Genomic DNA, 13,367 nt, shown 5'->3' with positions numbered 1-13,367 from the left:
ATTATCTCAAATTTTAACGAACTATTGTACTGAAGAAGAAAAAATTATCTGTAAATTATTAAAGTCACAATTTGAATAAATGGATTGCTTTCGAAAGAAGTAATCCATTTATTTTTTTCAGATAACTACCAAATCTTACAGATAATCCAGTTATCTGTATACAGATCTTTAATTATCTGGAAGAAAAGACCATGAACTTTACAGATAATTGCAATTATCTGTATATGCACATTTCAACCTTACAGATAACCACATTTTAGGCATACAGATAAGCAAAATACGCAACTTGCTGATAATCAAAAGTTTCCATATGTGTATTTTTATTTTCCATCACTATTTTGTATATTTGCACCAGAAAATCCGACAGGGGTCGCTCCCCGATGGCAAGGATATGGAGGTCAATAAACACAAAGACTCTCTTATCTGTATCCAAGCCAAGTCGGTGATGTAGGAGGTCCCTATCAGAGAGTTGGGCATCACCCTCCTATTTTACAAAAATGAAGATGACAAGTAATTCTTCAACAGCGCAGCATGCCGACACCGGCATGCACGCTCCGCAAGGTTTGCAAACTTTGCAACCGATGCAAACTATGCAAAGTCAGGAAAACCAGGAAGTGACTGAGCAACTGACGCCACTTTCTGAGTGGCACGACAACTACGAGGTGATGGAGATGTTCCACATCAGTGCTAGAACCCTGCAGACTCTTCGCTCCAATGGCAAGCTGCCGTTTGCCAAGATGGGCGGAAGATGCTACTACAAGGAGAGTGACTTGCAGCGACTCATGGAAGAATCGTACAGAGACAGCCGCATGAAAGGAGGCACCCTATGACGATGAACATTGAGCAGCTGAAGGAGCACAAGATGCAATACTACCGTCATCCTATCTCCAATGTGGTGAGCCACAACCGGGTAGGTATCTACCACTTGTGGCAGTACATTACAGACCCTACCCTCTTCAAGAATGCTACGGATACGCTCCGTGGCATTCCGGAGGAGGAAGAGAAAAGACGCAAGGCATATAAGGCCAAGGAGTTTGACTATGTACTGGCCAGCGGAACCTTCAATGCCCGCAAAGACCAGGGACTTATACAGCACTCCGGCATCATGTGCCTGGACATCGACCACATAGGTAAAGACCAGGTGGAGGAACTGAAGCAGGAATTCATCCACGATGAAATGATGCAGAAGAACTTCGAACTGGAACTTGCCTTCCGCAGTCCTTCGGGCGACGGATTGAAACTCTTCGTACAGATAGACCTGCAGCAATGCGACCACCAAACCTGGTTCCAGGCATTGGAGCACTATATCTGGCAAGCGTATGGAGGCATCAAGATTGATGCTGCCTGCAAGAATGTGAGCCGGGCTTGCTTCTTGCCTTACGACCCCAACTGCTACGTGAATCCTCTCGTCTGCCCTTTTTAAGTGAAGAGTGAAGAACGAAGAGTGAAGAAACAACGTTCGGCAGTCCGCAGGGGAATGACAATTCTATTGTTTAAAAAATTATTAATTTTGATTAGATTATGAACAAGATAACAAGTTTCAACCCAATTCAATGGGCAAAAGTAAGTAAGGCGGAGCAAATCCGCACAGTAGCCAACCTTATCGTTGAGATGAACATCGACATCACAGAGGGATACAACAACTGGCGCAACATCGCCTTCGGCTTCTCTCTGGAGCTGGGCGAGGAAGGAAGAAGCATCTTCCATGACATCAGTCGGTTCAATGCCGGCTACAAGTACGAGGAGTGCGACAAGCTGTACTCCAACTGCATCAAGCGCCTGCATGATACTACCGACCACTCTGGTATCACCATCGCCTCTTTCTTTAAATATGCCAAGGAGGCAGGCATAGATATCAAGGTGGCTCCTAGCCATGACGACGTTGCCAGAAACGGAAACTTTGCAAGCCTTGCAAACCCTGCAAAGGGTGCAAACATGACAAACATGGCAATGGCACCGAATGCTTCTACGGCTATCAATGGCACGACAGCAGAAGCGGGAGTAGAGCACGAAGTGGCAGAGGCTATCCCTCTACCCACCTTCTGCGACAAGGTAACAGGCTCCCTGCCCCTCATCTTCAGAGACATCTCTTCCCTCGGCAAGACGCTCACCGAGAAAGACATGCTGCTTCTCGCCTCCATCACCATCCTGAGCGGTGCATTCCCCGAGGCCTATGCCATCTACGACAGCTCGAAGGTGTATGCCAACCTCTTCACCTTCCTTGTAGCCAATGCCGCAAGCGGAAAAGGCAGAACCACATCATGCCTCAAGCTGGTAAGCCTCATCGAGCAGGAGGTTAGGGAAGCCAACAAGCAGGAGATGGATGATTATCAGCAGGAACTTGCCGACATCAGAGCCATGGGCAGGAAGGCTTCGGGCATGCCGCTGCCTAAGGAGCCACCCTATCGCTCGCTGATAATTCCTGCCAACTGCTCTTCTACAGCCATCTATCAGGCGCTGCACGACAACCACGACCAGGGCATCACCTTCGAGACCGAGGCCGATTCACTTGCCAACACGCTGAAGAGCGACTACGGCAACTTCTCGGATGGTCTGCGAAAGGGTTTCCATCACGAGGATATCACCTATCGACGAAGAAAGGAGAATGAGCATGTAGAGATTCACAACCCGAAATGGACGGTGTATCTGACGGGTACGCCAGGTCAGGTTACCAATCTGATTCCATCGGCAGAGAACGGTCTCTTCTCCCGCTTTCTCTTCATGAAAGTGGATATTCCAGCCAAATGGCACAACGTGTTCTCCAAGTCAAACCGAACCATTGACGAGGAGATGGAAGCCATCGGCAAGCGGGTGTATGACATTCATCTGATTCTGAAGAAGAAGCAAGGTGGCATCGAGTTCAAGTTGACGGAAGAGCAGGAAGACAAGTTCAACGATTTCTTCAACAAGCTGGTAGAAGAATACAAGGATATGCTGGGCAGAGACTTCGTAGCCAACATCTACCGAATGGGATTGAGCGCCTATCGCATCGCCATGATTCTGAGCATCACCCGCCTGGAAGATACCACCTCTCTGCCAGAGTGCATCATCTGCAAGAACGAAGACCTGGAGTGCGCTCTGATCATTGCCGATACGCTGATGCAGCATGCGGCACGCATCTTCTCTACCCTGCTGCCTAGCAAGGAGGGAGACGATGTGATGGGCATCAAACTCAGCCCAAAGAGCGAGAAACTCTTTGCTGCCCTGCCTGCCAGCTTCAACCGCCAGATGGTACTGGCCGCTGCACAGAAACTGGGTATTGCCAAGAGAACGGCAGAGAAGTATGTGGGCGAATACGTGAGCAGATACAACCTCTGCAAGAGAGTGGACAACGGCAAGTATGAGAAGGCGGATTTGACTGGAAATCTGCAGGATTCTACACCGCGTTAAAGCTTTAAGCAAAGGCAACTACGCAAACAGACGCAACGCTGCGCAACGTACTACTGATGCTTGTAAACAAGCAAAAAAAGTAGTATCTTTGCAATGTGGTTAGAAAACGAGGGCTACGGAAGACTTCAATCGACGAGTAGCGATCGGACTTTGAGAAAGACCTGCTCCGTACCCTCTCCGTACCTGCTCCGTACCAACTCCGAGAAACGCTGTTTTTAGGGGTTTTAAAAGAAGGGAGAAGGGAGCCACGAATTGTACCCTGCAGAAAGAAGGGGTGCAAAGAATAGTGTTCATTGACTTTTTTATTTATGTTTAACCCATTAAAGAAAGAAAGGAAAAGATTATGGGAAAGATTAGACAAGGTATTCTTGGCGGTTTCAACGGAACCGTAGGAACAGTAGTAGGTGGCAGCTGGAAAGGCACAGCTTATATGCGTGGCAAGGCTCAGAGTATCAAGAACCCTCGCACCGAGAAGCAGATGGCTCAGCGCATAAAGTTTGGCTTGGCGCAGAAGTTTGTGAAGGTGATGACGGCTTACCTGCAGACAGGTTACCGCAACTACACCCAGCATCAGACTGCCACCAACGCAGCCATGAGCCACACCGTACGCAACTGCATGGTGGGCAAATATCCATCCTTCGGTATCGACCCTAGCAAGGTGCTGGTAAGCAGCGGTTCTCTGATGCCTGGCAGATTCTGCTCTGTAAAGGTAGCGAACAACATAGCCACCTTTGCCTGGGAAGACAATTCTGACGAAAGTCATGCCAGCATGGATGATTTTGCGATGCCGCTCATCTACAACTTCACGAAGCGCGAAGCCATCTTCACTACAGAGGATGCCAGCCGAGTAGATTGCAAGGCTACCCTGAAATTACCTACAGACTGGGATGGAGACATGCTTTCCTGCTACATTGCTTTTGCATCTGTGCAGAACAACAGCGTAAGCAACTCTGTATATGTAGGCGATGTGAAGCCCGACGGTTCGGTAGTGGCAGGTGCCAATGGCATTCTTTACAATGATGGCGTCATCGACAAGACACCAAACACAAACACCGGGGAGGATGACAACAAAGATAACACCAACCAGGGGGGAGGTACTTCGCAGGGCGGTGGAACTTCGCAGGAAGGTGGCGGAACCAACCAGGGAGGTGGCGGAACCAACCAGGGAGGTGATTCCAGCCAGGGTGGCGGCACTACCGAAGGCGGAGGAGGTGACGACAACGTAAGTCTCTAAAAACAACGTAAGTCTCTAAAAACAACGTAGAGCTCTAAAAACATCAAGGTGTGCCAGATCACAAGGAAGTGAATCTGGCGCACCTTCTTTTTTTTATCTTTTTCTCCTTAAAAATGGTCTTTTTGGAAAAACCTCATTATTTATTCAAGTTTTTTTCGTAACTTTGCACGCGAAATCAATAGCCTGGAATATCAAACAGGCTAGAATATCAGATAGACTAGAATATGAATATGTATTTTAAATAAGGTATAAGATATGAAATCTCACATTAAAATGTATCTACTTGTCTGTATCGCCGCCCTGCTCCTTACGGGCTGCGATACCGTATTCGATGTTCACCCTTACGATGTTCGCGTAAAGGGCGAAACCAATCTGAATGCCAAGAACATACAGAAGATAGAGCAGACGGTGAAGAGCAAGGATACCATCCGGTTTGCCGTGATCAGCGACAGTCATCAGTGGCTCGACGACCTCGTGGATGCCGTAAATGATATCAACAGCCGCCAAGACAGCATCGACTTCGTAATCCACTGCGGCGACATCTCCGACTTCGGCGCTACCCGCGAAATGAAGTGGACACGAGAAAGAATGCTGAAACTCAAGATGCCTTCGGTGGTGCTGCTGGGCAACCACGACTGTCTGGGCACGGGCAACCAGACCTATGAGGCCATCTACGGCAATCCCGACTTCAGCTTCATCGCCGGAAAGGTGAAGTTCGTATGCCTCAACACCAATGCCATCGAGTATGACTACTCCCGTCCGGTGCCTAACTTCGACTTCATGGAGGCGGAACGCTCTGCCGATTCGCTCGACTTCGACCGCACCGTGGTATGCATGCATGCACCTCCCTACTCCGAGCAGTTTAACAACAACGTAGCGAAGGTATTCAATTATTACATCCACGAGTTTCCTCGCCTGCTGTTCTGCCTGGACGGTCACGGTCATCATACCAAGACGGAAGACCTCTACAACAACGGCACCTTGTTCTATATGGCAAGCAGCGTACACTTCCGTCAATATTACATTTTCACCATCACACCAAAGGATTATCATGTTGAAGTCATCGATTTTTAAGTTCAGTATATGGGCGATCCTCCTGCTATCGGTAGGCACTACGGCAAGCGCCGGCGAGGAGGGGTTAGAAAAGGAGAATTTAGGAAAGGAGAGTTCAGAAGAAGATTCACTCACCCGATACGACAGGCGCATCCTCCGCTATCGCAAACACTGGGATGTGCTGATGCCTACGCAGAGCGTGATACAGACCTGCGGCAACATGGGTATCATCTCGCTGGGTATCGGATGGGACTACGGCAAGCGAAGCCAGTGGGAGACGCATCTGCTCTTCGGCATCGTTCCGAAATATGATTCGGATGAAGTAAAAATGACTATCACGCTGAAGGAGAACTTCATTCCCTGGCGAAAGGACTGGGGAAAGGGATGGCAGTTTGAACCCCTGGAGTGCACGCTGTACCTGAACACGGTGTTGGGTCACGATTTCTGGACAAAGCAGCCTACCAAGTATGAGAGCGGATATTATCCCTTCTCTACCCGAATCCGCCCGAATCTGGGATTTGGCGAACGGTTTACGTATCAGATTCCGAACAACAGGCGCAAGCGCGTGAAGAGCCTCACGCTCTTCTATGAGTTGAGTACGAATGATATCTATTTCATGCGATTCTACCGCAACGGCAATGCCGGTTTCTGGGATGTCTTCGGACTGTCGTTTGGCGCAAAAATGCAGATACTCTAAGTTTATTTTAAAAGAAAAAGATGGAAACAGAAGAGATTGTTCATAAGCTGGAGGCGAAGGGCATCAAGCCCACCTCCAACCGCATACTGGTGATGAAGACTCTGGTGAATGAGCAGAATCCGCTGAGTCTGAAGGATTTGGAGCAGAAGATGGTATCGGTGGATAAGTCGAGCATCTTCCGCACGCTGACGCTCTTTCTGGAGCATGATGCCGTTCATGCCTTCGAGGATGGAAGGGGGATATTAAACTACGAAGTGTGTGAGGAGGAAGGAGAGTGTGATCATCATGATGGTCATATTCATTTCTACTGCGAATCATGCCACCGTTCGTTCTGCATGGAGGACATCCATATTCCGAGCTTCGAATTGCCGGAAGGATTCTATCCCCACTCCGTCTCCTTCGTCATCAAGGGAGAATGCCCTGAATGCAGGAAGAGGCTTCGCTGAAAGCAATGCCTATTCCAAAAGAAGAGGCTTCGCTGAAAGAGGGTGTGTCATAAGCCACATCCCATACGCCCTGAAAGGGCAGAAGCTCCTAGCCCAGGGCAACGCCCTGGGTTTTAGAATAAACACAGCAAAGTCGCCCTGAAAGGGCAAAAGCTTTGTATATTGCTCAATATTTTAAAGCTTTTGCCCTTACAGGGCGACGGGTTTGCGTTCATAATTACCCAGGGCGATGCCCTGGGCTAGGAGCTTCTGCCCTTTCAGGGCGTATTGGGTAATTTCAACCGTACAGGTCGAAAAAAGATGAAACAAAAAAAGCTCCGAAGAAAGATGAACTTCTTCGGAGCTTTTTTGTACACCCTTAGGGATTCGAACCCTAGACCCACTGATTAAGAGTCAGTTGCTCTACCAACTGAGCTAAGGGTGCAACAAGCTTAGCATTTGAGTTATTTCTCAAAAGCGGTTGCAAAGGTACTGCTTTTTTCTGACACCACCAAATTTTTCGGCAACTTTTTTCTTTTTCATGCGCATTTTCCTGATTTTCCATACATTTTCAAGAGAAAAAGTGTATCTTTGCAGCCACTTATACATTATTATATATGTAGAGCATCAAAGAACATAAGAGAATATAAGAGAAATCTTATCAATTAAGAAATCAAAAACATAAGAGAATATGAACGGAATATACACTATCCTGCTCCTCGTGCTGAGCAACATCTTCATGACGCTCGCATGGTATGGACATCTCAAACTCCAGCAGACGGGCACCAGCAGCAACTGGCCACTCATCGGAGTCATCGCCTTCAGTTGGGCGATCGCCTTCTTCGAATACTGCTGCCAGGTACCAGCCAACCGCATCGGATTCATCGACAACGGCGGTCCATTCAATCTGGTACAGCTCAAAGTGATACAAGAGTGCGTGTCGCTCATCGTCTTCGCCATCATCGCCAACATCCTCTTCCAGGGGCAGGGACTGCATTGGAATCACTTTGCCGCATTCGTCTGCCTCATCGCTGCCGTGTATTTCGTCTTCATGAAATAATAAAGCTTTTGCCCTTACAGGGCGACAGACTTGCGTCCTGAATACCCAGGGCGATGCCCTGGGCTAGGAGCTTCTGCCCTTTCAGGGCGTGCCGGGAATAGAGCTGTGAGCTTTTCAGGGCGTGCCGGGAATAAAATTTAACGCTTTCAGAATAGCAAATAAGGTTCATTAACAACATAGAAAAAAAGAACAATTATAACAACACAAAATAAAAGAATAACCGACAATGGAAAAGAAATTACGTGTTGCTTCCCTCTGCGTGCAGGGAGGCTATGAGCCGAAGAACGGCGAACCGATAGAAGTGCCTATCTATCAGAGTACTACATTCAAATACGACAACTCTGAGGAGATGGCGATGCTCTTCGACCTGAAGAAGGAGGGCTACTTCTATACCCGACTCCAGAACCCGACCAATGATGCTGTGGCAAAGAAAATCGCACAGCTCGAAGGTGGCGTGGGTGCCGTATTGACCTCAAGCGGTCAGGCAGCCAACTTCTATGCCGTATTCAACATCTGCGAGGCTGGCGACCACATCGTTACCTCTAACGAAATCTACGGCGGCACCTTCAATCTCTTCGGCGTTACCCTGAAGAAGCTCGGCATCGAGTGCACCTTCGTAAACCCTAACGCCAGCGAGGAGGAAATCCAGAAGGCATTCCGCCCTAACACCAAGGTGGTATTCGGCGAAACCATCAGCAACCCTGGCTGTGCCGTGCTCGACATCGAGAAGTTCGCCCGCATCGCCCATAAGAACGGCGTGCCTCTCATCGTAGATAACACCTTCGCCACACCTATCAACTGCCGCCCATTCGAATGGGGTGCCGACATCGTTACCCACTCTACCACCAAGTATATGGACGGTACTGCATCGCAGGTAGGCGGCGTAGTAGTGGATAGCGGCAACTTCGACTGGATGGCGAATGCCGAGAAATTCCCTGGCCTCTGCACACCGGATGAGAGCTACCACGGACTCACCTACGTGAAGGCTTTCGGAAAGATGGGATACACCACCAAGCTCGTGGCACAGCTGATGCGCGACCTGGGTTCCATCCCTGCACCGATGAACTCATTCATCCTGAACCTGGGTCTGCAGAGCCTGCACCTGCGTATGCGCCAGCATTGCGAGAATGCGCAGAAGGTGGCTGAGTTCCTGCAGAATGATGAGCGTGTGGCTTGGGTTCACTATAGCGGACTGAAGGGCGACGAGTATTACGACCTTGCCCAGAAGTACATGCCAAACGGCACCTGCGGTGTCATCGCCTTCGGATTGAAGGGCGACCGTGAGACTGCCATCAAGTTCATGGATTCACTGGATATGATCAACATCGTGACTCATGTGGCAGATGCCCGCACCTGCGTGCTCCACCCTGCCAGCCATACCCACCGTCAGCTTTCAGACGAGCAGTTGAAGGAGGCAGGCGTTGCGCCAGATTTGATTCGATTGTCAGTAGGTATCGAGGATGTGGAGGATATCCTGGATGATATCAAGCAGGCATTGGATAAAATCTAGAAAATCAGTATGATTTAGGCAATGCCCGGCATGTTCCAAGTGGTGTTTGCATCCAGCACGCCCTGTTTGCATCCACACGCCCTGAAAGGGCAGAAGCTCCTAGCCCAGGGTAACACCCTGGGTACATAGGGATATAACAGAGTCGCCCTGTAAGGGCAAAAGCTTCTCAATACCAAGCTTTTGCCCTTACAGGGCGACTTTCTTGCTTATGTATAACCCAGGGTGTTACCCTGGGCTAGGAGCTTCTGCCCTTTCAGGGCGGGCCGGGAATAGAAATTCCAGTCATTCTCTTAAGCCAGCAATCATTGATTCAGGGCGGGCCGGGAATAGAAATTCCGGTCATTCTCTTAAGCCAGCAATCATTGATTCAGGGCGGGCCGAGAATTTATACCAATTTATAAATCTCACTAGGCGTCTTCCGCTTCAGCACTTCCAGCTCGAAGTCCTTTCCGGCAATGATGCCCTTGCTCCTGAGAATCTGCTCCACGGTCTTTCTCGCCAGTTCGGGATGATTATTCTCCTCGCTGAGATGACAGAGCCATACGTGGCGGAGGCTCGGAGTGGCGAAGTCGGCAAGCGCATGGGCACACTCATCATTGCTGAGATGACCGTTCGGCCCCAGGATTCTCTCCTTCAGATACTGAGGATATTTTCCTGTCTGAAGCATCTCCACACTATAGTTCGATTCCAGCACCAGATAGTTCGCCTTGCCGATGAACTCCTGAATCTCCTCCGTGATGTGTCCCACATCCGTAATCAGACAGAATGTGACGCCCTCGTGCTCCACGAAATAGCCCACATTATCCGTACTGTCGTGAGGCACCCCAAACGGAGTAACCCTGAACTCGCCCACCTGGAACGGCACACCTTTCTCTATGATGTGCGCATGATTGGGCACGATTTTCTTTCGGACGCAATAGTTGCGCTCGATACCTGCATGAACTTTACGGGTTGCATATACTGGTAGATGATAGTCAGTACTCAAGCTCCCCACCGACTTTACATGGTCGGCGTGGTCATGGGTAATGAGGATATGATGCACATCCTCGAAGCGCAATCCATAGTTATGGAAGTGCTTCTTCAGGGTTCTGATACCTACTCCTACGTCTATCAATAGCGAATCCGTCTCAGTGTAAAGATAGTAGCTGTTGCCACTGCTTCCACTGCCAAAGGATATAAATTTTAGCATTTTAATTGTTATTTTCCCTGCAAAGTTAGCAAAAAAGATTCTTATTACAAAGTTTTTTACTATCTTTGTGCCCAAAATAAGCAAATAAATAGAAATTTTAAGAATTCGAAAACATGATTAGGAAAACAATATCCTGTATGGCTATCGCCGTAGCAGCCATACTGACAAGCGTTTACACCCTTACGGGATGCCAATCTCATCAGGGAGACGAAAATCAGCTGGAGAATGACATCGATTCATTCGCCACCTACTACTTCAACTGGCAGTTCCCCAAGACGCTGAAGTACTGTACCCAGAGCTCGGAACCCTGGCTACGCTATGCTGCCAGCAACGTGCATCAGGCGGATGTAGATCTGCTGCGTACCAAGGCTGAGGATGCCACGGTAGAAATCAACGACATCGACTTCAGCGACGACGGAGCGAACGCCACCGTCAGCATCACCGTATATAATTTTCTGCAGATGGACACCATCGGGCAGGAAGCCCACCTCGTAGAAGAGGCCGACTTCCACCTGCCGATGCGTATCGAGAACGGGGTATGGAAGATTAGAATGGTAAACCTACCGCAAAGTGAAAGGCGAAATCACGACTGAGCTTTGGGTGAATGATCGCCCAATGCTCATCCCCACTCTCGTAGGCAGGATTGATTGCCTTCATACCCATATCGAACCGGAGGATGAAATAATCGAAATTCAACCTCAGACCCATACCATACGCCGCAGCAATCTGCTTGTAGAACTTATCTAACTTAAACTGTCCGTTAGGCTGCTCATCATATTTTCTGAGCGTCCAGATATTACCTGCATCCACAAACAGGGCACCTTCGAATTTCCAGAACAAAGGGGTGCGGTACTCGGCATTCAGGTCGAGCTTCATATCACCCGTCTGGTTGATGAAGTCGATGCGCCCGTCATTGCCCTTGTATCCGCCAGGTCCCAGCTCTCTTACACCCCAGCCTCTCACCGAGTTGGCACCACCCGAAAAATACCGTTTCTCGAAAGGCAGCACCTTGCTGTTGCCGTAAGGATACGCCACGCCGATGCCTGCATGCAGCGCCAGCACGTTGCGGTCGTCGAAGTGTACCAGATGGGTATAGTCGAAATCAGCCTTGGCATACTGGGCATAGGCGATATTGATGAAAGTACGCTGTCCCTGAGAATTTATCTTGAAATTCAGAGCCTTGGAGAAAGCGCTGAGCAGATTGCCCGAAGACTCCACATTCAGTCGGAAGGCATCTACCTCATCGCTATAGGTCAATCCGAATCCCATCTTCATGATAAAGATATCCTCGTAGTTATAGCGCAGGATGGCATTTCTGTTATCTACATCATCCAGATAGTCGCGCTTGAAAGTCTCTGAAATCCAAGGCATATACACATAGTTGAGGTCGAGCAGGTCGAATCGCCAGTTGAGATGATGGCGGGGTTCTGACCAGCGGTAGCGCCATGCCATAGAGAAGACGCGACGATGGAACTCCGGACGATTCTGGAGATCCCAAGCCACCGAATACTCCGTATTGGCAGTCTGTCTTCTTCTGAAATTCTTAGACAGCAGCGGTGCTACGAAGCGTGGGAACACCAGCTTGCTCTCTATCGAATACTCCTGATAGTTCTGGTCCTGATAGCCCTCCAGTCCGGTGATAGCCTCGTAGGCACCACGCAGCTCGATACTCAACTGTTCGCTACCCCGGAAGAGGTTTCTGTTGGTATAGGTGAGCGAAGCCGCAGCACCCAGGTCGCCTGCCGTATTGGTTCCTTCCGGCTGGAAGGAGATGGTAGAAGGCTTGTTGGTACTGATCTGGATATTGCAATCGAGCATTCCGCTATCGGGAGCTTCCACGAATCGGATATTGGTATATTTCACCGCCTGCAAGCGTGCGAAATTATTATACGTACGTTGCAGGGCAGAGGCGCTGTAGGGACTTCCCTCCTTCAGGGCAGTGGCATTCAGGAGCACCTGATGGCGCAGGTGGATGCGGTCGCTGTCGTTGCTGAGATAGTTGATCTTTCTGATCTCATATCGCGAGTGCGGGGTTTCCGGCGCATTACTGTTAGCCTTGTAGTTCATCAGATGCAGGGTAACGCCGATGTCTTTGCTGCCCGTGATGGTATCTGCAGAAAAGTGGATGAAATCCTTGTTGAAGCGGAAGTATCCATCATCAATGAGGAGATTGGAAATACGCTTGCGCTCATTGTCCAGCGCCTCTACCGTGAAACGCATTCCCGGTTTCAGCATCTGGTTATCAGGATTATCCAGCTGCAATCTATCCTGTATGTTCTTATCCTCTATGTCATACTCCACCTTGCCGATGAGGAACGGCTCACCGGGATGCAACAGATAAGTGGCATCCAGCTTCGGGGCTTTCTTCCGCTTGGTAGTATAGAGGGATACGCCAGCGTGCAGGAATCCCTGGTTCTGCATCGCCGTGAGCAGGTCCTGGCAAGTGAGTCGAGCCTGGATGGAATCATAGATGACGGGCTTCTTGCTGAACGGGTTTTTAAAGAGTGCAAAGAGCTTCGGCTTCTCTTTCTGTCGCACATACTGCTTGAGCGCCCCTGCATCATATTCCGCAGAGTCGCTCTTCACTTCCACCTTATTTAATATATACTCCCCCTCCTGCACATACTTGCTGGCAGAACATCCAGCCAGAAGCAGTGGCAGGGCGAGAACTGAAATCTTCTGTATTTTCACGAATCTAATCCTTTTAGATTGCAAAGATAGTGTAAAACGAAGAAAATACAAAATATTTAGCACTTTTTATTTTGTATTGTCTGCTTTTTATGCTACCTTTGCATCCATTAAAGATTAG

The 13,367-nt window shown here is 49.1% G+C and carries 12 protein-coding genes and 1 tRNA gene; 10 read left to right on the top strand and 3 right to left on the bottom strand.

The window, feature by feature from the left end; genetic code table 11:
* Nucleotides 1-497 precede the first annotated feature (497 nt).
* From DW657_RS09915 to DW657_RS09885, 7 genes are all read left to right on the top strand, one after another.
* Nucleotides 498-830, top strand: coding sequence for a helix-turn-helix domain-containing protein (locus DW657_RS09915; RefSeq protein ID WP_118312380.1), 333 nt, complete (start codon nt 498-500; stop codon nt 828-830).
* Nucleotides 827-1,423, top strand: coding sequence for a BT4734/BF3469 family protein (locus tag DW657_RS09910; RefSeq protein WP_118312379.1), 597 nt, complete (start codon nt 827-829; stop codon nt 1,421-1,423). Before DW657_RS09915 ends, DW657_RS09910 begins: the two co-directional genes overlap by 4 nt.
* A 98-nt stretch (nt 1,424-1,521) precedes the next feature.
* A complete protein-coding gene (locus DW657_RS09905) occupies nt 1,522-3,390 on the top strand; it encodes a DUF3987 domain-containing protein (RefSeq protein ID WP_118312378.1) in 1,869 nt (622 codons plus the stop codon).
* 343 nt (nt 3,391-3,733) lie between these two features.
* The gene (locus DW657_RS09900; protein WP_118312377.1) at nt 3,734-4,624 is read left to right on the top strand and encodes a DUF6266 family protein; all 891 of its coding nucleotides are present in this window, start codon (nt 3,734-3,736) and stop codon (nt 4,622-4,624) included.
* Between the two features lie 255 nt (nt 4,625-4,879).
* Entirely contained in the window at nt 4,880-5,698 is an 819-nt protein-coding gene (locus DW657_RS09895; RefSeq protein ID WP_233546769.1) for a metallophosphoesterase, read from the top strand.
* Complete coding sequence (locus DW657_RS09890; RefSeq protein ID WP_118312375.1) at nt 5,676-6,374, top strand: hypothetical protein; 699 nt, start codon at nt 5,676-5,678, stop codon at nt 6,372-6,374. The genes DW657_RS09895 and DW657_RS09890 overlap by 23 nt, the downstream gene beginning before the upstream one ends.
* A 20-nt stretch (nt 6,375-6,394) precedes the next feature.
* A complete protein-coding gene (locus tag DW657_RS09885; RefSeq protein ID WP_118312374.1) occupies nt 6,395-6,820 on the top strand; it encodes a Fur family transcriptional regulator in 426 nt (141 codons plus the stop codon).
* Nucleotides 6,821-7,171: 351 nt separating this feature from the next.
* On the opposite strand, the gene DW657_RS09880 is transcribed toward DW657_RS09885, so the two are convergent.
* Nucleotides 7,172-7,244, bottom strand: a tRNA-Lys gene (locus DW657_RS09880).
* A 246-nt stretch (nt 7,245-7,490) separates the two neighbouring features.
* Here DW657_RS09880 and DW657_RS09875 point away from each other — a divergent pair.
* Nucleotides 7,491-7,859 (top strand): DMT family protein, encoded by a 369-nt coding sequence (locus DW657_RS09875; protein WP_118312373.1) that lies wholly within the window; start codon nt 7,491-7,493, stop codon nt 7,857-7,859.
* A gap of 226 nt (nt 7,860-8,085) precedes the next feature.
* On the top strand, nt 8,086-9,369 hold the full coding sequence (locus tag DW657_RS09865) for an O-acetylhomoserine aminocarboxypropyltransferase/cysteine synthase family protein (RefSeq protein ID WP_089545348.1): 1,284 nt from the start codon (nt 8,086-8,088) through the stop codon (nt 9,367-9,369).
* A 385-nt stretch (nt 9,370-9,754) separates the two neighbouring features.
* On the opposite strand, the gene DW657_RS09860 is transcribed toward DW657_RS09865, so the two are convergent.
* The gene (locus DW657_RS09860; protein WP_118312371.1) at nt 9,755-10,558 is read right to left on the bottom strand and encodes an MBL fold metallo-hydrolase; all 804 of its coding nucleotides are present in this window, start codon (nt 10,556-10,558) and stop codon (nt 9,755-9,757) included.
* Nucleotides 10,559-10,671: 113 nt separating this feature from the next.
* Here DW657_RS09860 and DW657_RS09855 point away from each other — a divergent pair, with 113 nt between their 5' ends.
* Nucleotides 10,672-11,151, top strand: a complete 480-nt coding sequence (locus tag DW657_RS09855; RefSeq protein WP_147381926.1) for a hypothetical protein — start codon at nt 10,672-10,674, stop codon at nt 11,149-11,151.
* On the opposite strand, the gene DW657_RS09850 is transcribed toward DW657_RS09855, so the two are convergent.
* Nucleotides 11,105-13,249 carry a BamA/TamA family outer membrane protein gene (locus DW657_RS09850; RefSeq protein ID WP_233546766.1) on the bottom strand — a complete coding sequence of 715 codons (2,145 nt, stop codon included), beginning with the start codon at nt 13,247-13,249 and terminating at the stop codon, nt 11,105-11,107. The genes DW657_RS09855 and DW657_RS09850 overlap by 47 nt on opposite strands.
* Nucleotides 13,250-13,367 lie beyond the last annotated feature (118 nt).

It is taken from the genome of Prevotella sp. AM23-5 (genome assembly GCF_003473645.1).
Classification (GTDB): domain Bacteria; phylum Bacteroidota; class Bacteroidia; order Bacteroidales; family Bacteroidaceae; genus Prevotella; species Prevotella copri_A.
Note: the sequence above shows the minus strand (reverse complement) of the source record. Positions and strands in the feature narration are given on the sequence as shown.